The sequence below is a fragment of the Allocoprococcus similis genome (assembly GCF_054660775.1).
Genome location: NZ_BAAHSG010000005.1, coordinates 72,816 through 92,718, shown reverse-complemented (window position 1 = coordinate 92,718; position 19,903 = coordinate 72,816). Strand labels below are relative to the sequence as shown.

19 protein-coding genes are annotated in these 19,903 nt (G+C 39.8%); 1 reads left to right on the top strand and 18 read right to left on the bottom strand.

The features are described 5' to 3' along the window. Positions 1-61: 61 nt before the first annotated feature. The 17 genes from ACYQ5K_RS02260 to ACYQ5K_RS02180 all read right to left on the bottom strand — a co-directional run bounded on the left by ACYQ5K_RS02260 (position 62) and on the right by ACYQ5K_RS02180 (position 18,179). Positions 62-2,140 carry an efflux RND transporter permease subunit gene (locus ACYQ5K_RS02260; RefSeq protein ID WP_173688266.1) on the bottom strand — a complete coding sequence of 693 codons (2,079 nt, stop codon included), beginning with the start codon at positions 2,138-2,140 and terminating at the stop codon, positions 62-64. A 265-nt stretch (positions 2,141-2,405) separates the two neighbouring features. Continuing rightward, a complete protein-coding gene (gene codB, locus ACYQ5K_RS02255) occupies positions 2,406-3,677 on the bottom strand; it encodes a cytosine permease (RefSeq protein ID WP_173688267.1) in 1,272 nt (423 codons plus the stop codon). Between the two features lie 42 nt (positions 3,678-3,719). Continuing rightward, complete coding sequence (locus ACYQ5K_RS02250; RefSeq protein ID WP_173688268.1) at positions 3,720-4,808, bottom strand: hypothetical protein; 1,089 nt, start codon at positions 4,806-4,808, stop codon at positions 3,720-3,722. Between the two features lie 354 nt (positions 4,809-5,162). After that, the gene (locus ACYQ5K_RS02245; protein ID WP_173688269.1) at positions 5,163-5,891 is read right to left on the bottom strand and encodes a GntR family transcriptional regulator; all 729 of its coding nucleotides are present in this window, start codon (positions 5,889-5,891) and stop codon (positions 5,163-5,165) included. A 47-nt stretch (positions 5,892-5,938) separates the two neighbouring features. Next, positions 5,939-6,658, bottom strand: a complete 720-nt coding sequence (locus ACYQ5K_RS02240; RefSeq protein ID WP_173688270.1) for a tryptophan synthase subunit alpha — start codon at positions 6,656-6,658, stop codon at positions 5,939-5,941. Between the two features lie 2 nt (positions 6,659-6,660). Beyond that, the gene (locus tag ACYQ5K_RS02235) at positions 6,661-7,809 is read right to left on the bottom strand and encodes an iron-containing alcohol dehydrogenase (RefSeq protein ID WP_173688271.1); all 1,149 of its coding nucleotides are present in this window, start codon (positions 7,807-7,809) and stop codon (positions 6,661-6,663) included. 20 nt (positions 7,810-7,829) lie between these two features. Then, positions 7,830-8,618: a BtpA/SgcQ family protein gene (locus ACYQ5K_RS02230; protein WP_022219925.1), complete on the bottom strand. Its 789-nt coding sequence runs from the start codon at positions 8,616-8,618 to the stop codon at positions 7,830-7,832. After that, a complete protein-coding gene (locus ACYQ5K_RS02225; protein WP_173688272.1) occupies positions 8,611-9,378 on the bottom strand; it encodes a nucleoside phosphorylase in 768 nt (255 codons plus the stop codon). The genes ACYQ5K_RS02230 and ACYQ5K_RS02225 overlap by 8 nt, the downstream gene beginning before the upstream one ends. Before the next feature lie 14 nt (positions 9,379-9,392). Beyond that, the gene (locus ACYQ5K_RS02220) at positions 9,393-10,331 is read right to left on the bottom strand and encodes a carbohydrate kinase family protein (protein ID WP_173688273.1); all 939 of its coding nucleotides are present in this window, start codon (positions 10,329-10,331) and stop codon (positions 9,393-9,395) included. Between the two features lie 12 nt (positions 10,332-10,343). Then, positions 10,344-10,910 carry a cysteine hydrolase family protein gene (locus tag ACYQ5K_RS02215; RefSeq protein ID WP_022219927.1) on the bottom strand — a complete coding sequence of 189 codons (567 nt, stop codon included), beginning with the start codon at positions 10,908-10,910 and terminating at the stop codon, positions 10,344-10,346. Between the two features lie 11 nt (positions 10,911-10,921). Beyond that, positions 10,922-11,836 (bottom strand): ABC transporter permease, encoded by a 915-nt coding sequence (locus ACYQ5K_RS02210; protein WP_008373427.1) that lies wholly within the window; start codon positions 11,834-11,836, stop codon positions 10,922-10,924. Then, positions 11,836-12,900, bottom strand: coding sequence for an ABC transporter permease (locus tag ACYQ5K_RS02205; RefSeq protein WP_173688274.1), 1,065 nt, complete (start codon positions 12,898-12,900; stop codon positions 11,836-11,838). Before ACYQ5K_RS02205 ends, ACYQ5K_RS02210 begins: the two co-directional genes overlap by 1 nt. After that, on the bottom strand, positions 12,884-14,443 hold the full coding sequence (locus tag ACYQ5K_RS02200) for an ABC transporter ATP-binding protein (protein WP_173688275.1): 1,560 nt from the start codon (positions 14,441-14,443) through the stop codon (positions 12,884-12,886). The genes ACYQ5K_RS02205 and ACYQ5K_RS02200 overlap by 17 nt, the downstream gene beginning before the upstream one ends. Positions 14,444-14,470: 27 nt before the next feature. Beyond that, on the bottom strand, positions 14,471-15,664 hold the full coding sequence (locus ACYQ5K_RS02195) for a BMP family lipoprotein (RefSeq protein ID WP_173688276.1): 1,194 nt from the start codon (positions 15,662-15,664) through the stop codon (positions 14,471-14,473). A 294-nt stretch (positions 15,665-15,958) separates the two neighbouring features. Continuing rightward, positions 15,959-16,891: an AEC family transporter gene (locus tag ACYQ5K_RS02190; RefSeq protein WP_173688277.1), complete on the bottom strand. Its 933-nt coding sequence runs from the start codon at positions 16,889-16,891 to the stop codon at positions 15,959-15,961. A 178-nt stretch (positions 16,892-17,069) separates the two neighbouring features. After that, a complete protein-coding gene (locus ACYQ5K_RS02185) occupies positions 17,070-17,603 on the bottom strand; it encodes an anaerobic carbon-monoxide dehydrogenase catalytic subunit (protein ID WP_173688278.1) in 534 nt (177 codons plus the stop codon). A gap of 165 nt (positions 17,604-17,768) precedes the next feature. Beyond that, positions 17,769-18,179: a peptide deformylase gene (locus tag ACYQ5K_RS02180; protein WP_055247494.1), complete on the bottom strand. Its 411-nt coding sequence runs from the start codon at positions 18,177-18,179 to the stop codon at positions 17,769-17,771. A 164-nt stretch (positions 18,180-18,343) separates the two neighbouring features. On the opposite strand from ACYQ5K_RS02180, the gene ACYQ5K_RS02175 reads away from it, so the two are divergent. Next, positions 18,344-18,904 carry a DUF1653 domain-containing protein gene (locus ACYQ5K_RS02175; RefSeq protein WP_173688279.1) on the top strand — a complete coding sequence of 187 codons (561 nt, stop codon included), beginning with the start codon at positions 18,344-18,346 and terminating at the stop codon, positions 18,902-18,904. Positions 18,905-19,000: 96 nt separating this feature from the next. Here the strand turns inward: ACYQ5K_RS02175 and ACYQ5K_RS02170 are convergent, their stop codons facing one another. After that, positions 19,001-19,900 carry a dihydrodipicolinate synthase family protein gene (locus ACYQ5K_RS02170; RefSeq protein WP_459777244.1) on the bottom strand — a complete coding sequence of 300 codons (900 nt, stop codon included), beginning with the start codon at positions 19,898-19,900 and terminating at the stop codon, positions 19,001-19,003. Positions 19,901-19,903 lie beyond the last annotated feature (3 nt).

Here is a 19,903-nt window from a genome sequence, read left to right as displayed (position 1 = left end):
GGATCTTTTTGTCCGTTCCTTGTATCATATAATAATCCAAGAAAATTATACTATGATGTGGTTATGATTTCAAGTCTGACGGTCGGAAACCTTTGCTCGTCTTTATGATAATCTTGTCAAATACCATGAATAAGGACGGAAGGATCAGCACAACAACCACCATACTGATCAGTGCACCTCTCGCCATCAGGATACACAGTGAACTGATCATATCGATATTGGAATAAAGTCCGACACCGATCGTTGCAGCAAAGAAACTGAGTGCACTGACGATGATCGACTGCGCGGAGAACTTATGCGCTGTTGTGATCGCGTCAAATTTGCCTGCTCCGCGGCTGCGTTCCCTCTGGTATCTGGTTGTCATCAGGATCGCATAATCCACGGTCGCGCCAAGCTGGATCGTACCGATTACGATCGATGCCACAAACGGCAGCTTTGTTCCTGTATAGAACGGGATTCCCATATTTACAAAAATCGCGAACTCAATCACACCAACCAGGATCACCGGAATAGTAACTGATTTAAACAGAAGCAGAATAATCACAAATACAATTCCGATGGAAACTGCGCTGACACGCTTAAAGTCTGTGTCTGTAATGTTGATCAGATCTTTTGTCAGCGGTGCTTCTCCTACCAGCATTGCACCTTCATCGTATTTATCCAGGATTTTGTCGATCTCTTCAATCTGCTTGTTGACTTTATCTGTTGCTACCTTGTAAGTTGAATTGACCATCAGCAGCTGGTACTTGTCATTTTTCAGCATACTGGTGACAGATTCCGGGAGCATATCTGCCGGAACACCGGAGCCGACCAGGTTATCCAGTCCAAGTACCCATTTAACACCATCTACTTTTTCAATCTCCTGTGACATCTTCTTGACATCAGAACCTGCAACCGAACTGTCCACCAGGATCATATGTGTGGTGTTCATATTGTAATCTTCTTTTAATTTCGTGTTCGCAATGACGCTCGGAAGATCCTTTGGAAGCGACTCGTCCAGATTATAGTAAACACCCGTGTGGTTGTTTCCGTAAATAGCCGGGAACAGAAGGATCACAAATGCTACTACATAAATCACGTAACGCTTTGTCACCTTCTCTGAAATCCTTCCAATATCCGGAAGCAGCGGTTTGTGTTTCGTCTTCTCGATCAGCTTATCACAGCACAGGATCATGGACGGAAGAACGGTTACACAGACCAGAACTCCGAAGATAACACCTTTTGCCATAACGATACCGATATCTTTTCCAAGCGTAAAGCTCATAAAGCAGAGTGCGATAAATCCGGCAACCGTCGTGACTGAACTTCCGATTACGGATGAAAATGTCTGGGAAATCGCGTGTGCCATCGCCCGCTCTTTATCTCCGTTATAGCGCACCTGCTGCTCCTGATAGCTGTGCATCAGGAAAATAGAATAGTCCATAGTGACACCGAGCTGCAGTACCGCTGCCAGTGCCTTCGTGATATAAGAAATCTCTCCAAAAAATACATTCGTTCCAAGATTATATACAATTGCGATTCCGATACTCAAAAGGAACAGTACCGGAACAAAAATCGATTCCATCGTAATTGCCAGAACCAGTGCAGAAAGTGCGACTGCGATCAGTACATAAAGCGGTGTTTCCTTTTCGGCAAGCTCTTTGGTGTCCTCTACAATCGCAGACATTCCACTTAAGAAGCACTCCTTTCCGGTGACCTTACGGATCTCGGTAACTGCCTTCATAGTTTCATCGGATGAAGTTCCGTCTTTGAAAAATACCGCCATCATTGTTCCGTCTTCTGTGTTGTACTCATCATAGAGCTTTGACGGAAGCATACTCTGGGGAACAGAAATATCAGCCAGCGAATCATACCAGAGCACATTAGCAACTCCGTCTACCTTCTCTACTTTTTCTTTCAGCTTCACGATATCCTTATCTTCCATGCCATCTACCATCAGCATCGAAAATGCTCCAATCCCGAAATCATTGGTCATGATCTCCTGACCCTGCATCGTTTCAATGTCTTCTGGCAAATATGTCAGTACATCATAGTTGATCCTGGTATTCACATACCCCCACACAGCCGGAATCAAAAGGATAATGCTGAGTATCAGTATCGGTACTCTGAATTTAACAATCTTTTTGCCAACCTTTACCATACTTTATTCCTCTTTTCTTTTTATTATTTCTCTCTTAATGACCGCTGGTCATTTATTTTACAAGACCAATATACAACAAAACTGACCATAAGTCAATTTATTTATTGACTTATGGTCAGTTTTTTTATAAATGATGAGTATTGCTGCTTTGTTCTTCATTGGATAAGCAAATATTTCACCATTAAACAGACTGTTCTTTTTGTTATTTGCGTCAAAAAACGGACAGTCCTACTCCCTGGGTCTGCCCGTTATTTACTCGATTTATCTAAGCATTTTCCGCTGCTTCTTCACGATTTTTACAAAGCACCTGTCCTGCTACATAGCATACTGCTGCAACTGCCATACCATTGATGGAAGCAATTCCCCATGACACAAGATTTGCCACAACCGCACCTGCAATTACACCGATCACCGCAAACCAGTTCACTGTTTTAATTTCTGCTTTTTCATTTTCATAGTCTTTCTTATTCATAAAATAGGAAAGCACCAGAATGATTCCAACCGGCGGAAGGGTACAGTTCAGTACATTCAGCCAGTTACAGAAATTGTAATACAGCCATACCGAAAGAATCGTTCCGATAATACCCGAAATCAAAACCATCGGTTTCTTTTTCTGCTGGAAAATATTTGCCAGTCCAAGACCTGCTGAATACAGTGCATTGTCATTGGTTGTCCAGATATTGAGCCCCAGAACCAAAATCGCCATATAGAACAGGTTCAAACGGATCATAACTTCAAAGATATCATTTCCGCCAACGAAAATATAGGCAATTGCCCCGAAGAAAAACATCAGTGAGTTTCCTATAAAGAATGCTATAACCGTTGCGATCGTGCCGGATTTGGCATCTTTTGCAAATCTTGCAAAATTCGGGGTTGCCGTTCCGCCAGATACGAAGGACCCGATTACCATGCCAGCTCCACCGATCACAGTCACAGATCCACTGGATACCGCAAACTGGTCAACAATCGTCCCATTTCCCTGCCGAACTGCCATCACCATTGCTACCGTTCCAAGAATCGCAACAAGCGGAACTGCAATATAGCTTACCACCGTAAGAGAATCAATTCCGAAATATGCAGAAGCGGTCATGCAGCCTCCTGCAACCAGTACCAGAGCCCACATCGCAGCCTTACTTCCACCGAGAAGCTCTCCTGATACCGGGATTGCAAACATCGCAACACCCACACCGAACCATCCGATCTGCGTGAAGCTGATCATTGCAGAAGAAAGATAAGATCCTTTTTCTCCAAACGCTCTTTTTGCCAGAAGGTCCATACTAAGTCCGGTCTTTGCACCTACATATCCCAGAAGTCCTGTATACACACCAAGGATCGCTCCTCCAAGGAGAAGGGACTTGATAAATCCCCAGAAATCAAGTCCTGCTGCCATCTGCTGTCCAACCCACATACTCGCCGAGAAAAATGTAAATCCCAGCATGATCATAAACATAGTCAGGAAACCTTTTCTGCCCTCTTTCGGAACCGCCTGGTTCGCGTAATCAATATCAACTGCCTTGTCTTTTGTATTTTTGCTCATTTTTTACCTCATTCCATTCTCTGATCAACTAGTTCATTCTTTTTACAGCATATATTTCTTCAAAGAATCAGTAAATTCGGTAATTCTCTGATCTGCCAGTTCTTTTAATGTAATATTTTTCATACTCTCAATATATCCCTGTTCCTGACGATACAGCCACTTGGTGTCTGCCGGACGGATTTTCTCATAATGGTTCTTCTCGATCCAGTCTTCGTAGCTGATCGGTGTCGGGTATCCAATCTTTTCGTCAAGCAACTCTTTGAAATCGATCTGATCCGCTCTTTCCCGGATTCCTTCCCAGAATTCCAGGACTTCCTCTACATGCTCATGAATCTCATAACGTCTTGCCCCGCCATCGTAGATGATACATTTCTCAAAAAGTGGGCTGCACATGGAAAGTGTCTCTCTTCTGAACTCCGGCGCGATGATTCCGTCCTTCCAGTAGAAGTCCACATCCGGAAGGTTGATTCCTGACACACCTTTATCCTGATAAGTACTGAAAACTCCTTCATAATACACGGTAATGAACCCTTCAAATTCCGGCCAGAACTCACGGATCTCTCTGGTAAGATTCTCAAGGATCTCAATTCCCTTTGTCCCACCAATTGTGAAAATGATAATATTACGAAGCTTTGCTCCGTTCTTCCTGTAAAAATCTGTCACATAGCGCAGGCAGTGGATCAGAGTCTCCCCACTTGCAATGATATCTCCGATCATAAGTGTGCTGTCCGGAACCATGGTCAGCTTACTATATTTGATTTCAAGCCCTGCAATCTCTTCATCCGCAAATACACGCTCACTGGATAAGAAACTGATATCGTGTACACGGATGTGCTCTCTGTAGCAGCTTTCCTCCAACGGATAGTTCAGCGCCCCTCTCAAGATAGAAAGAATATTTGCAGTCGTCACTTTCTTTTGTTCTTTAAAATAATAGAGCATCTGAGATGTGGAAGGAATCAGGCAGTCATATACCTCATATCCGACAATCTCAGGTGTGTTCAGAAGCTTTCTTGTCTCTGCTTCCGATACAACATAATATTCATTTACATAGTTCCCACCGGCCAGTTTATAACAGGCTACACCCTGTTCATTAAATTCCGGCACCAGCTCAACCTGATTCCAATTTTTCATCTGTGATTTTCCCCTTTTCTGTAAGTCCACTTTTCATGACAATAAACATTCTACAAAATGTTATGATGAAAGCGGGGGAATGTCAAGTGGAAAATTGGAATGTTGCCAACATTTTCATTTTATATAGAAATCTCCGTGATTTTATAGGTTTTCCATTCATTTGTAACATTTTTCCACCTTTATCCATACCTGTTTGCCACATTTTTCTTTGTTTTTCAAATAGTATTTGTAACATTTTTCTTATAAATATAAAATTTCAAACCAGACTACATATTTACAACAACGTATAAATCTTCTCTTTTGCATAAAAGGAGAACGATATCTCATAAAAAATACCGTTCCCCTTTGCTTTTCTTATCTCACCTGATCAATATAAAATTTAAATTTATCTGTTCGATAATAGCATTTGAAATTCTCGATTGGAATTTCTCTTCCATTCACAATGCCATATGTAATACAACGAAACAGAATAATCGGTGTTCCTTCCTCGATGTCCAAATACTCGGCAATTTCATCCTGTGCCCCGATCGCCTCAATCGTTCTTCTTGCCTTTGTTATCTTAACACCATAAACTTCTGTTATAATCTGATAAAGGGATTCCTCTTTCAAATCATACTTTGATAAACCCGGAAAAATCTTTTCCGGCAGAAAAGTCAGCGTATAGTTTAGCGGCTCTTTATCTGCATATAAGATTCTTCCTATCATATAAACATTATCACTGGTTGTAATCTCAAGTGCTTTTGCTCTCTTTACATTCGCATCAACCAGCTCTGAAACAACAACTTTTTTACTTGGTGTCAGTCCAAGCTTTAATACATCTTCCGTACAACTCGTAATTGAAAAAAGATTGTTGCTTCCTTCATCCGTCTTTACATAGGTTCCTTTTCCCTGGACTTTGTACAAATATCCTTCTGTGACCAATTCATCAATCGCTTTCCGGATCGTAATTCTGCTGACCTGATAAGTCTCCATCAATTCTCTTTCGCTCGGAATCGGCTCCTTTGAATCGTAAACTTCATTATCAATATTCTCTACGATTGCCTTCTTCACAAGATAATATTTAGGTAACTTTTCGTCGAACATCTCCTTCACCCCATCTCACCTTTTTTGATCACAGAATATTCCAAGTGTTAACACATAGCTTTAAATTCCCTGATCTTTTCTTTCATTGCAGGAATATTTTCATGAAGTTTTAGAATTGTACTGCCAACGAACGCTGCATCCCCGCCTGCCTCTCTTACTAGTCTTACATCTTCTGGTGCATGAACGCCTACCCCACAATAAATAGGTCTTTCAATTCCACAGCTTCTTAAATACTCTACACAATCTTTTAATGTAGGATATTCCTCATTTTTTTGCTGTGTATCATACGGCTTCGCCTGTAAATATACAAATCCATTTGATTGTTTTGCCATTTCCACTTCTTCTTTTGGTAAATGGAACTGTACATAACAAGATACCTGAAGCCCCGCTGCAATTATCTTATTTTTAATAATATCATCTTTTAAGCCAACAAGCAAAATATCTTTTAAATTATTTGACAGGCAAAACTCAATAAATTTGTCGACGCCAATCTCTTCAACTGTATTTTCATATGCCAGAACCAGAATCTTCACATCTGGAAGTCTCTTCTGGATAGCAACAATAGAATCCATATATTTTTCGTAATCATCACAGGCTTCCAACGCTTTTTTCATTCTTCCTGCAATATAATCACTCTCCAGGTATGGATTTCTGGATGGGAAATCCACTTCCATCATTTTGCATCCTGCATCTGCATATTCTACTGCCATATTATAGCTTGCTTCAATTGTAGGATATCCATTTGATAAATAACAAATAATCTCCATTTTTATTCTCCTCTGTACACCTTGATAAATAATTCTTTAAATTCGTCAATTTCCGGAATAACCGGATTTGTTTTTGTGCATCCATCAGCTTTTGCAAGCGGAGCCATCTCATCCAGTTTTGCCATATATTTTTCTTCATCCGGAATGATTTCTTTAAAGCATTTCGGAATATTTAACTTTTCATTTAAAGCTTCTACTGCTTCATGAAGATTTTCTGCTCCGATTCTCTTTGCAAATTTTGCATAAACTTCTTTTGCAGTTTCATTCTGCTCATTATATCTAATGATATATGGCAAAATAATGGCATCTGCCAGACCATGAGATACATGGAAAATTCCTCCGATCGTATGAGCCATAGAATGTACAATTCCAAGTGATACATTCGTAAATGCAATTCCAGCTACCATAGATGCCTGTACCATAATCTCTCTTGCTTTTATATCATTACCATTCTCATATGCTACAGGTAAAGTTTCCATAATATCCTGGGCTGCCTGACTTGCAAGAATATCTGACAGATAATTTGCACGGTTTGAAGCAAGTGCTTCCAGTGCATGGGTAAGCGCGTCCATTCCTGTCTCTGCTGTAATCTTAGCCGGCATAGACATTGTTACTTCCGGATCACAGATTGCGATATCCGGCATCATTTCCATATTTCCAACACCATGCTTTAATCCTTTTTCATTATCTGAAATTACGATAGAACGTGAAACTTCACTTGCCGTTCCACTTGTTGAAGGAATACAACACATTCTTGCTTTACCTCGTAATTTCGGAAATTCATTCGGCGGAAGAATATCTTCCATCTGAGTCAGTTCCGGATGTTCATAAAAGATCCACATTGCTTTTGCAGCATCCATTGCTGATCCACCGCCAAGTCCGACAATCAGATCTGGTTCAAATTCCAGCATTTCATTTCTTCCTCTGAGTACAGTTTCAAAAGACGGATCTGGTTCTACGCCTCTGATAACCATTGTTTCAGCACCGGTTTCTTTAAAATATCCTTCTACCTTTGCCAGCATTCCACTCTTTTCCATGCTATGTCCGCCAATAACAATACTGACTTTTTTTGCTTTAATTGTCTTAATATATGCAAGACTTCCTTCTCCAAACATCAATTCTGATCCTGCAAGTTTCATTGGTCGCATCATTTTTATCTTCCTGCCTTTCTCTATTTCAATCCGTCTAATACTTTCTTAACCAGTTCATAAGAGATTGGATTTGTTAAAATTCCTCCCTCTTTCAAGCTGGAACCGATAATCGCACCATCTGCTGTCTGAAGCTGATCATGAATATTTTCTGCATTTACACCACTTCCTGCAAACACCGGAAGGTTTACAACATTTTTCACTCTCTTAATCAGATCCAATGGTGTCTCTTCTCCAACCTGTGTACCTGTAACAATAATTCCGTCTGCTCCGTTTGATGCAGCATCTTTTGCTGACTGCTCAATTGTAATATGCTCCCTTAACATATGTGCATGTTTTACCTGCACATCGGCAAGGATCTTAACATTTTCCTGCCCCATCATCTTACGATATTCCATACATTTCTTTGCACAAGGCTGAATAATTCCATCTGTAAACAATACTGTGTCTACAAATACCGGAACTCTGATAAAGGAAGCTCCTACCATTGCTGCAATTGCAATATCAGCCTCACAGTCATTAAACGCCGCATCAAGTCCTACCGGAATCTGAACTGCCTGTTTTACAGCATATGCAGCAGCTGTAAGGGCAGCTACCTGTGCCTTGTTCAAAAAAGCCGAAAACGGTGTATCTCCCATGTTCTCTACAATAACAGCATCTACTCCTGCTTTTTCAAGTGTAACCGCATCTTGAACTGCACGGTCAATAATTCTCTGATAATCCCCATCAAATCCAGCTGTTGTCGGAAGCGGAAGACAATGCACCATTCCGATTACTGTCTGTGAATTTAAAGTAAGTATCTCTTTACTCATGTTTACCATCCTCTCTTTTTACATGATAATTATAAATTCCTTCCAGCGCTGTTCTACAGAGTAAATCCTCTGCATCTACACGATCCTGTCCCTTTAAAGTTTCCTTCAAATTTTCAAGTACCGTAACCACTGTTAAAATACAGGTCTTAACTCCCATCAGTCGTCCCAGTGTCAGAATACATGAAGATTCCATATCGATTCCTGTTACCCCAAGTTTCTTGACCTCTTCAAATGTTTTTGACATATCACGTCCACACTCCAGAGAAAATTTAGAATCATGCATACAACTGTAAAATCCATCCATCGTACAATTAAGTCCATTTAAATACCGTTTTCCCATCTGTTGAACTGTTTCGTTCATCACATTGACAAGTTCAATATCTGCAACCGCAGGGTAACTCAGATCCACATAAGTCTGGCTGGTTCCTTCACGCCTCATTGCGGCAATCGGGATCATAAAATGTCCCAACATATCATCCTGCATCGACATTACAGTTCCCATTCTCACAGCAACTTGCATTCCAGACTCATACATCTCTTCCATCGCAATCGCTGCGGACGGTGCCCCGATTCCCGTCGACGTTACTGTAATCTCTACTCCTTTATAGGTTCCTGTATATGTATTGAACTCTCTCATGAATGCAACTTTTTTGGGGTTATCCAAATACTTTTTTACAACTTCTACTCTCCATGGATCTCCCGAAAAAAGTACATATTTCGCAACCGTTTCTTCGCTTGCTCCCATATATAATGTACTCATCTGCATTTCCCCTTTCAGTGTAATGTTTCAAATTTCTGTAATAATTCCTGTTCTGTTGGCGCATTTGTACAGCACCCTTCTGCCTGTAAAACAAAGTAAGATAATACACTTCCAAGCCTACAGCAGTCTGCCGGAGAATATCCGTGCAAATATCCATAAACAAATCCTGCCATGTAAGCATCTCCCGATCCAGTTGCATCTACTACCTGTTCCACTTTACAAATTCCAATCTCTTCTTTCCGTATTTTTCCGTCTTCCCGCACATAGCAAATGCTTCCGTCTTTTCCCAGAGTTGTCACAATAATATCTGCTTTTCCAATTTTAAACAGCTCTGTAATCGTATTTAGTCCGAAAAGCTTTTCAATAATTTCACATTCTACTTCATTTGTGAAAATGATTTTGCTTTCTGTTAACAATTGTTTCAAAAATGGTTCTGGAAATGCATCAAAATCATCTTTCATTCCAAAAACTACCGGTACATGATGCTTTTTACATTTTGCAAAAAACTCTTCATTATCTGGTCTTGATGCAACGGTTATCACTCCCAGCTTTGCCGTTTCAAACAAGCTGTCTTTCATTTTCTGTGCATATCTTCCATCCATTGCTCCAGGATAAAATATGGTAATATGATCGTTATTATTATCCTGTAACAAATAACATACACTGGTTGCTTCCTCTGCTATTTGTGTAATCCCATCCTGTGGTACATTTCCTTCTTCCAGAAACTTTTTAAAACCATTACTTTCATAATCTCCGCCTACTCTTAAAACTGGCATTGCCTTCATTCCAAGCTGGCAAAGTGCATAGGCAATATTTACAGAACAGCCTCCGTAATAAATTTTTGAATTGGATTTATTTGTAACCAGTGATGTAAATCCCACTTTGGCAGGTGTTGCTATTTTTATAATGTGATCCATACTTACATAGCCGCTTGTCAGAACATCTACTTTCATTATCCGTGCCTCCTACAACTGTCCCTCTTCCAGCATCTTGCTGAATGTATTCATATCAATGACTTTTCCCAGATACTTATCAATATCTGTCAGATGAACTTCATTAACTGTTTCTGAATTCGTTGCCACACATTCCCGGATAACATATGGGTTGTAATTCAGATAAAATGCATCTGTCACCGTTGCCCGAATGCAGCAGTTTGTTTTCGTTCCAACAACGACTACATTTTCCACTTCATTTTCCCGCAATACCAGATCCAGGTCTGTGCCGAAGAATCCACTGTACCTTCTCTTTCGGATGACATAATCTTTCTTTTCATCAACTTCCAACATTGGATCAATTTCAATTCCAAAAGTCCCTTCTATACAATTTGGTCTCATGGACTGTGCTTTTTTATCTACTTTATCTTTTCTGTTACAGTGCTGTAAAAAAACAATCAGCAGTTCATGTTTCCGGCTTTCATCCAGAACCTTTTTGATCCGTGGAAGAATCTTTTGATTCTCAGGATAAAATACCAGACCTTCCGGATCCGTAAAATCGCGAACCATGTCCACAATAATCAATGCTGTCTTTGCCATTTTCTTCCCCCTTAGTCGAACTTGTATCCTCTTACCTTAACATCCTTAAATTTCATAAATGAAACAACTGCAAGCACCGCTACCATAATGATATACGGAATCGTATCGAACATTCCCGCTGCCGGTCCTGCATATACACTTAAATTGACTGCAAGTGATCTTGCAACACCGAATAAGATTGCATAGAGTGAAGACTGTACCGGTTTCCCCTGTCCACAATAAATTGCTGCAATTGCGATAAAGCCTCGTCCTGCTGTCATGTCACTTGTAAACATTGCCATTCTCTCCATTGATAAATTGATTCCGGCTAATGCACAGCAAAATGCTCCAATCAGAACAGCAATATATTTGTATTTCTGTGTTTTCAGTCCAAGACTGATCGCTGAATCTTCATTTTCACCAACAACTCTGACATAGATTCCAAATTTTGTTTTGTACATCAGAATAGCTGCTGCCGCAATTCCAATAAATGCCAGATATGTAATGACCGGATGACCACTTACGATTCCACCAATCAGCGGAATACTCTTGATGCCCGGTATATTGATCTTAAAATCTGCAACTCCTACATCTTGAAGACTGATATTAGCAAGCTCCATAACTTTCAGTACAAATTTTGCAATCGCTGGAACAATCAAGTTAATTCCAAGACCGATAACAATAACATTACCATTACAAGTAATTCCTAAGAATGAAAATACAAGTCCCCACAATAAAGTCGTTACGATTGCGGCAATCACTGCCAGAGCCACACTTCCTGTCAGATACTCGACTAACACTGAAATAAATGCTCCATTCAGCATCATTCCTTCCAGTGCGATATTCAATACATTTGCTTTATATGCAAATATTCCACCGATCACGCATAGAATAATAGGAGCACTATGGTATACTGTGTCATACAAAATACTATTTAATAATTCCATTATGCATCCTCCTTTTTCGCCTTTTTAAAACGGCCAAATACGCTTGTTTTATCACCAATAAACTTAACTGCCAGGAACAGAATGATCATTCCCTGAATAATTGCAACGATTTCTTTCGGAACTGCAGTATACATATTGATGCTGTCACTACCGGTTTTTAATGCAGCATAAAAGATTGCCGCGATCAAAATTCCAATTGGCGAATGTCCACCGAGCAGAGCAATCAACATACCATCCCATCCAAGGCCAGGATTTGCAGAAAATGTCAGCGTATATTTAAACTGATCACTTAACATCCATCCTGCTCCTGCTATACCGGAAAGTGCGCCACTGATCAGCATCATGATAATGATTTTCTTGCCGACATTCATACCTGTTGCTTCTGCGAATTCCGGATTTTTTCCGATTGCTGTAATTTCATATCCCAGTTTTGATTTTTTCATAACAAAATACATAATCACCAGAATAATCATTGCAATTACAAAAAACATAGTCATTCTTGATGCTCCGAATCTTTTGAACATTACATCCTCTTTAATCGTTGGTGTAGCCACATACCCTGCACTCTTATCTTTGAATACACCGGTGGTTAAAAATTCCAAAGTCTTTGAAACTGCATAGTTTAACATCAAAGTTACAACCATCTCATTTACATTACATTTTGCTTTCAAAATTGCCGGAATCAATGCAAATAACATTCCACAAATAATTGCAACTAAAAAGCAAATCAGTTTACTTATAAATGGATTGGAAATGTTAAGATATGCTCCAGTGATTCCTGCAAAGAATCCTCCCAAAAGCATTTGTCCTTCTACACCCATGTTGTACAGATTAGCTTTGAATGTAATTGCAATCGCAAGTCCTGTCAAAATAAGCGGCGATGCATAATGCAGCGTATTCATAAAGCCTTTTTCTGTCAAAAGTGATTTCCTGATCAGTACCCCGTATGTTTCCAGTGGACTTTCCCCAATCGCCGCAATAATAATTGCTCCAAATGCAAATGCAAGAATTACCGGAAGTACAGAATTGACAATTCCTTTTATAATACTATCTTTCTTTTTCATGATCCTGTTCCTCCTTTCCAATTCCAGCCATCAAAAGTCCCATAGCAGCCATAGACACTTCTTTCGGTGATACTTCTCCTGAAATCTTACCTTTATACATAACAATTACCCGATCAGATAAACTCATAATTTCTGACAGCTCACTTGAAATCAAGATAACAGTATTTCCTGCATCCCTGAATTTCAGAATCTGTTTATGTATGAATTCAATAGATCCGATATCAACGCCTCGCGTTGGCTGGCAAGCAATCAGAAGTTTTGGATTTGCTGAAAGCTCTCTTGCAATGATAACTTTCTGTGCATTTCCTCCTGACAGATTGCCTATATTACCATTCACATCTCCCAGACGGATATCAAATTCTTTGATATATTTATCTCTTTTGGCATTGATTGTTTTCTTATTAAAAAGTCCGTGTTTACAAACATCTTTTTCTCCATGATATCCTGCTATACAGTTATCGGAGACCGTCATTTCCCGGCACAATCCCTGTGCATATCTGTCCTCAGGAATAATTCCAATTCCCGCTTTTCTTAATTTTTCCGGCCACCAGTTTGTAATATCTTTACCGTCAAAAAATACTGTCCCTTTCGTTGATTCCATCAAGCCAGTCATAAGCTTTACAAGCTCTGACTGTCCGTTTCCTTCAACACCGGCTATTCCAAGGATCTCACCTTTATGCACTTCAAACGACATATCTGATACAACTTCTTTTCCGTAGTCATTTACAGTCGTAAGATTTTCTGCTTTGTACATAATCTCTGATTCAATCTGTTGTTTTCGTTCATTATTTACAGTAAGAACAACATCTCTTCCAACCATCATCTGTGCCAGTTCCCGTTCACTTGTGTCCTTCTTTAATACATTTCCAACAACTTTTCCCTGTTTTATTACGGTAATACTGTCTGCCAGTTCCATTACTTCTCTTAATTTGTGCGTAATAACAATGATTGTTTTTCCCTGCTCTTTCAAATTTTTGAGCGTTGCAATCAATTCATCAACTTCCTGTGGTGTGAGTACGGCTGTCGGCTCATCCAGAATCAATATGTCTACATTTCTATATAACATCTTTAGAATTTCTACTCTCTGACGTCCCCCGACAGATATATCTTCAATCTTATCTGTTGCATTCAATTCCAGATGATTTTCCTGAATCAGTTTCTCAACTCTTTTAATTTCCTCTTTCTGATCGATAAACGGAGTTTTCATTCCGCCTTTTTTCTGTGTAATTTCCGCACCCAACAGTATATTTTCATATACGGTGAGAGACGGCACCAGCTTAAAATGCTGGTGCACCATCCCTATCCCGTTTGCAATCGCATCAACCGGGCTGTTCAGTGTAACTTCTTTTCCCCGGATCAGGATTTTCCCGCTTGTTGGCTGCAGCAATCCGTAGAGCATATTCATCATTGTAGATTTTCCTGCACCGTTTTCACCTACAATACATTTAATCTCCTGTTCTTTTACATCCAGATTAATATGATCATTTGCGACAAAATCGTTAAATTTTTTGGTCAGATCAACCGTCTGTATCATGCTGTTCATATTGCTGCTTCCTTTCTGTCAAAACAACTATTTTACTGTAACATTCGGGCATTTAGAAGCATCGAATTCTTCTCCACTCTGTGCATCCGTTACTACAATTGTTCCATCTGAAATCTTGTCTTCTACATCTTTGATTTCAGCTTTGATTTCTTCCCATTTGTCTTTTCCGCTATCCTGTATATGTTTGCTGATTTCTGAAAGATCTGTAATAGAAGCCGCGCCTGATGCTAATGAATATGTCTGTGCGCGATCCATCTTATCAATCTTTCCATTTACTGCTTCTTTTACAATGTCATATACAGGTACTTCTGTATTTTTAATAACACTTGTCAGAACATATCCTGGCTGCTGATCATCTTTGTTAGCATCTACCTGAATTGCAAGCTTTCCTTCTTCTTTTGCCTTTGATGCAACACCATCACCTACAGAACCAGCTACTGAAAATACAATATTTGCTCCCTGATTATAATATGTTCCTGCTACTGTACTTCCTGTTGCAGAATCAGCAAATCCTGCATCATATTTTGCATAGTAATCATAATTTACACCCAGCTTTTCAGCTTCATAGTTGATACCTTCAATATATCCATAAGAGAATACTGTGATACCGTTTGAATTTGTTCCTCCGATAAATCCTACTGAACGTCCACCATCATCTGCCGGTGTAAAATTATAGTCATCTGTACCAAACAAAGTTTCTGCATTTTCATTTACCAATGTAGTAAGTGCACCTGCTACGAAAGATGCCTGATGTACATCAAACAGAACACTGATTACGTTATCATGGATTGTCTTTCCGTCTTTATCCTGGTTTGGATTATCATTTACACATACAAATGTTGTATCCGGATACATCTCTGCAATTGGCTGTGCTCCACCAGTCCCCTGAATCAGTGCTTCAAAATCATATTCCAGATTGAAAATTACATTGTATCCGTCATCAGCCAGTGATTCCAACGCCTGCGGTACACCTGTTGTAGGCTCGACAACCTTGTATTCAATTCCAAATTCATCGGCAGCTTTTTTTGCTCCTTCCACAGCAGACTGATTATATCCATTATCATTCTGTCCGGCAGCTGAACAAATAATTGCAACCTTTACATCGCTTCCCTCTTTTTTTTCCGCTTTTTTCTCAGATTTTCCTCCACATGCTGTCAAGCTTCCTGCTACCATTGTCATTGCAAGTAAGCATCCCAATGCTTGTACTACTCTTTTTTTCATTTTTCTTCCTCCTTCGTTATGATGTCATGTCGTCATGACCAGTTCCTTTTTCTTTAATATACAACTTGGTTTCAAAAATGTAAATACTATTATTTATTTTTGTCATATCCAGCAATTTCATACTATATCTTTTGTGCATTTATAACAAAAACTCTCTTTCTTACTATTTCACATCATCTGTATAATATTTTCTTTATATCCATATAATCCTTCCCTAAAATCAAATATTTTTCCAATAAAAAAGAACATCCCCGCCTCCAGGAACATTCTTTTCTCCATTTATCTATTTTTTATTTACATCACCATCTGGAACACCAGCACCATCAGCGGCATCGTCACGATCGTCCCAAGTGTCGTCAGCACATTGATCGTGCTCGCATACCTGGAATCATTTCCATACACCTGACTCATCTGCGTAACTGTCGAAGCTGCCGGTGCAATGATCGCCAGAAATACGATCAGAAGGATCTTCTTCCCATCTGCATTCCATCCAACCAGTCCACTGATTTTCAGGATCAGAAGCGAAATAAACGGAATTCCGATCAGGCGCATAAATGCAATAAAATACGCCTTCTTATTCGTCAGAACCTTTCTGATATTCATTCCGCCCATCAGCATTCCGATTACAAACATACTTGCCGGTCCCACCATTGCCCCGACAGAACTTAACGTACCGGTTATGATTTCCGGCAGCCGGATCTTTGCAAAGAACAACACGATCGCTGCTATGATCGTAATGATATTGATATTGGTAAATATTTTCTTCAGGTTAAATCCTTTTTCATGGCTCAGTACATTTTTACAGTGTGTCCAGAAAAAGATGGTCTGAATCCCCATAAACACACATGCATAAAACACCCACTCTTCGCCAAGCATAAATGCCACAAGCGGTACGATCATATTTCCTGAATTGGAATAGTAAATGGACATGGTTTCCACTTCATTCAGATGCAGGACTTTTCCGATCAGATTCACAATCGGGAGCAGGATAAATAAAAGAAGCAGTGACGCGATGCATGCCAGCATAAGGCCGCTCACCTTTTCCGGGGTATAATCCACCTGAAATGCATTCAGAATCACACATGGCACGATCAGATATAATACCAGTGTTGACAGTACCTTACTGTCTTCATCCTTCAGAAATCCCATTTTGACTATCGCATAACCCATGAATATCATAATGAACAGCTTTGCGATCTGCTCCATCAGAAGTATACTCAGTTCCATTTTTGCCCTCTTTTCTTTCTCATCAAAAGAAGCGGATTGCCAGACGCAACCCGCTTCCCATTATTTCATTTCTTTTCTATCGGTTCATTTCTCGTCTGTCAGATTTTTCCATCCTTTAAACAATATCAAATCCCCTGTTCTCTGTCAAGAAATCTCATTTTTTCAGACTTTTCTCTTGCTACACCTGTCCAAGAAGCCTTCTGCACTTCTGGTTCATCTCGCCCAGTTCCTGCACAACCGGTAACAGATCCTCTTTACTCATTCCATAACTGATCATGCAGAGTGCCTTATAGAAAAATTCGTTCACTTCCGCATCTGTTTTCCCCATGACGACCGCCGGGAAAATGATAGCTGCCATCTCCCGGATTCCGAAAAGAATTGCAGTCTCCACGCCGCGCACATCTGTTTCGTGTTTCCAGATATTGCTCACATCATATTCGGAGGTATTGCCACACGGTGCTGCACAGACTGTGCAATCCGGTGCGACGGTATTTTTTTCTTCTCTTACTTTTTCGATCATCGCTTTTAAAGCTGCTGCCCCGGTGTTACTGTTCGTAATCGTATGCACAAGACCTTCGATGATAATCTCATCTGTGTTTTCTGTCTTTGGATTGTTACCACAGGATCTGGCAAGACCGATCAGCGCACCGGTTAGTTCATCCTGGAGTGCTAAAATCTCCTGTCCCTGCGAAATCGTCGCTGTATTACTCATATTTTCATTCCTCATACCTTCTTTTTTTGTATGGATAAGTATACGGTTTCTGGATTTTCATTTCTGTTGTAATAACAACATTATTCCGATTTATCTGTTCCAATCAGGACTTTCTTTCCACAAAATGCAAAACCATAATACCGTCTCTTTGATTTAGGTATTCCATCAAATAATAATTCCATTCAGATGATCGCACTCATGTTGAATAATCTGTGCCGTCCATCCACTGTATTTTTGTCTCTGCCGTTTAAAATTGATATCCTCGTATTCTACTTCAATTTCCTGATAACGCACACATTTTCTTACGCCATCCAGAGACAGGCATCCTTCTTCTGTCTCATACTTTCCGTTTCTCTTTACAATCTTCGGATTGAACATCGCAACATTCATAAATCCCATATTGACTGCAATGATCGCTTTATTTACCCCGATCATATTTGCTGCCATTCCCACACAGCCATCTTCGTGCGCTTTTAATGTATCCAGTAAATCAATTGCAACTGGAAAATCTCCTTTCGTTGCTTTCTCTGCCTTCTGGCGCAGAAAAAAGAGATCTCTCATAATTGGTTTTACCATTTTATCTTTCCCCTTTCCGTAGTACTAGTTACTGTTCACAGTACCTGTGGCCAGCAACTAGTACTTTCCAGTATACACGATTTTTCCCATTTTTAGGTTGGAAAAATTGGAAAATGCACATATAATTAGATTAGTTTTCAAATACAAACAGGAGTGTACTATCTATGGATAAGATTAAAATTATAAAAAAGAACGATGAATATTCTTCCGAATATCAGATCGGAGATACTTTTAAAATCGAAGGCACCTGGTATGGTGGTGTTCATATCATCGGCAAGACCGGCGCACCGGTTTCTCTTGATAAAGATGAGTATATTTATCTGGATGCAGATCCGGAAAATAAAATAGATTCTTCGTCTGTAATTTCCCACCCGGAATCGTCTGCCTCAACACAAACCAGTACGGTTATCCCAGAAGCACAGCCTGCTTCTACGCTTTCTGCCAATACCGAAAAAAATGACGCAGAACCCCTCCATGAAATCCATGTTGGCGATATCGTGCGCCATTTCAAAAGAGAATGGGTATCCGAAGAGAGCACCAAATATCTCTACAATGTACTGGCTTTCGCCGAGCATACTGAAACAGGCGAAAAGCTGGTTGTCTACCAGGCAATGTATGCACCATTCAAAATCTGTGCAAGACCATACGATATGTTTATGAGCGAAGTCGATCACCAAAAATATCCGGGGATCAGGCAGCACTGGCGTTTTGAAATAAATGAATAAATCATGATTAAATAAAAATGGAGAATCTCCCAGGCCCCGGCTGATACCGGAGCGGATGATTCTCCATTTCAGAATGTCTGCTTTGTTTGTTTCTTCTTATTTCAGGTTCTGATACTCCTCAATCACCTTATCCATCAAGCTTTCTGCTTTTTTATACACTTCTTCATCCATCTGATTGTATGGGAAAATTGCGCATTCCGAAACTTCTACTCCTCTATGTTGCATTAGTTTTTTGAACAAGAGCGAGAAATTTGAATCCATGTCATAGAGTGGCATCAGTTCATGTGTCAGTGCTGATAACTTCATAACCCGGTCAAAGTCTTTTTCTTTCGTTGATTTTACAAGATCACTCCAAATTTCAGGAACGATATTAGAAAGTGCCCCGATACATCCTACGCCTCCGGATGTAAGATTATAAAGGAACTGATCATCAAATCCTGAGAACATCTCAAACTCATGTCCTTCTACTGCCAGCATCAGTTCATTTGTATGATTTGGCTCTGATACAGAATCCTTTAATCCTTTAATATTAGCATTATTTTCTACCAGTTTTTTCAAAGTTTCCGGTGCAATAGAATGTCCACTTCTTGCCGGGAAATTATAAATATAAAGATTTCCTTTTACCGCCTTTGCAAGCGTATCATAATATACAAAAATCTTTTCCTGATCCAGTGCATAATAACATGGTCCGATAACCATTGCTCCTTCATAGCCCATTTCATTCACTTCATTTGACAACGCCACAGTATCTTCAAAATTAAGGCTTCCGGTTCCAGCATAAAGCTTTGTGCGCCCTGCAGTATAATCTGCATAGAATTTGAAGAAATCATGTTTCTCCTGTTTCGTAAGTCCTGTAAATTCACCGGACGATCCCAACACAAGAATTCCATCAACGCCTCCTTCAATCAGGAAATCAATTACCTTTTTATTCCCTTCATAATCCGGTTTTTCATTTTCATCAAAAACTGTAACAACTGGTGTAACGATTTTACACATATT

Bases quoted from the DNA above. Each gene is read 5' to 3' on its own strand.
- ACYQ5K_RS02260 (WP_173688266.1), bottom strand. From the start codon at position 2,140: ATGGTAAAGGTTGGCAAAAAGATTGTTAAATTCAGAGTACCGATACTG.
- codB (WP_173688267.1), bottom strand. From the start codon at position 3,677: ATGAGCAAAAATACAAAAGACAAGGCAGTTGATATTGATTACGCGAAC.
- ACYQ5K_RS02250 (WP_173688268.1), bottom strand. From the start codon at position 4,808: ATGAAAAATTGGAATCAGGTTGAGCTGGTGCCGGAATTTAATGAACAG.
- ACYQ5K_RS02245 (WP_173688269.1), bottom strand. From the start codon at position 5,891: ATGTTCGACGAAAAGTTACCTAAATATTATCTTGTGAAGAAGGCAATC.
- ACYQ5K_RS02240 (WP_173688270.1), bottom strand. From the start codon at position 6,658: ATGGAGATTATTTGTTATTTATCAAATGGATATCCTACAATTGAAGCA.
- ACYQ5K_RS02235 (WP_173688271.1), bottom strand. From the start codon at position 7,809: ATGATGCGACCAATGAAACTTGCAGGATCAGAATTGATGTTTGGAGAA.
- ACYQ5K_RS02230 (WP_022219925.1), bottom strand. From the start codon at position 8,618: ATGAGTAAAGAGATACTTACTTTAAATTCACAGACAGTAATCGGAATG.
- ACYQ5K_RS02225 (WP_173688272.1), bottom strand. From the start codon at position 9,378: ATGAGTACATTATATATGGGAGCAAGCGAAGAAACGGTTGCGAAATAT.
- ACYQ5K_RS02220 (WP_173688273.1), bottom strand. From the start codon at position 10,331: ATGAAAGTAGATGTTCTGACAAGCGGCTATGTAAGTATGGATCACATT.
- ACYQ5K_RS02215 (WP_022219927.1), bottom strand. From the start codon at position 10,910: ATGGCAAAGACAGCATTGATTATTGTGGACATGGTTCGCGATTTTACG.
- ACYQ5K_RS02210 (WP_008373427.1), bottom strand. From the start codon at position 11,836: ATGGAATTATTAAATAGTATTTTGTATGACACAGTATACCATAGTGCT.
- ACYQ5K_RS02205 (WP_173688274.1), bottom strand. From the start codon at position 12,900: ATGAAAAAGAAAGATAGTATTATAAAAGGAATTGTCAATTCTGTACTT.
- ACYQ5K_RS02200 (WP_173688275.1), bottom strand. From the start codon at position 14,443: ATGAACAGCATGATACAGACGGTTGATCTGACCAAAAAATTTAACGAT.
- ACYQ5K_RS02195 (WP_173688276.1), bottom strand. From the start codon at position 15,664: ATGAAAAAAAGAGTAGTACAAGCATTGGGATGCTTACTTGCAATGACA.
- ACYQ5K_RS02190 (WP_173688277.1), bottom strand. From the start codon at position 16,891: ATGGAACTGAGTATACTTCTGATGGAGCAGATCGCAAAGCTGTTCATT.
- ACYQ5K_RS02185 (WP_173688278.1), bottom strand. From the start codon at position 17,603: ATGAGTAATACAGCGACGATTTCGCAGGGACAGGAGATTTTAGCACTC.
- ACYQ5K_RS02180 (WP_055247494.1), bottom strand. From the start codon at position 18,179: ATGGTAAAACCAATTATGAGAGATCTCTTTTTTCTGCGCCAGAAGGCA.
- ACYQ5K_RS02175 (WP_173688279.1), top strand. From the start codon at position 18,344: ATGGATAAGATTAAAATTATAAAAAAGAACGATGAATATTCTTCCGAA.
- ACYQ5K_RS02170 (WP_459777244.1), bottom strand. From the start codon at position 19,900: ATGTGTAAAATCGTTACACCAGTTGTTACAGTTTTTGATGAAAATGAA.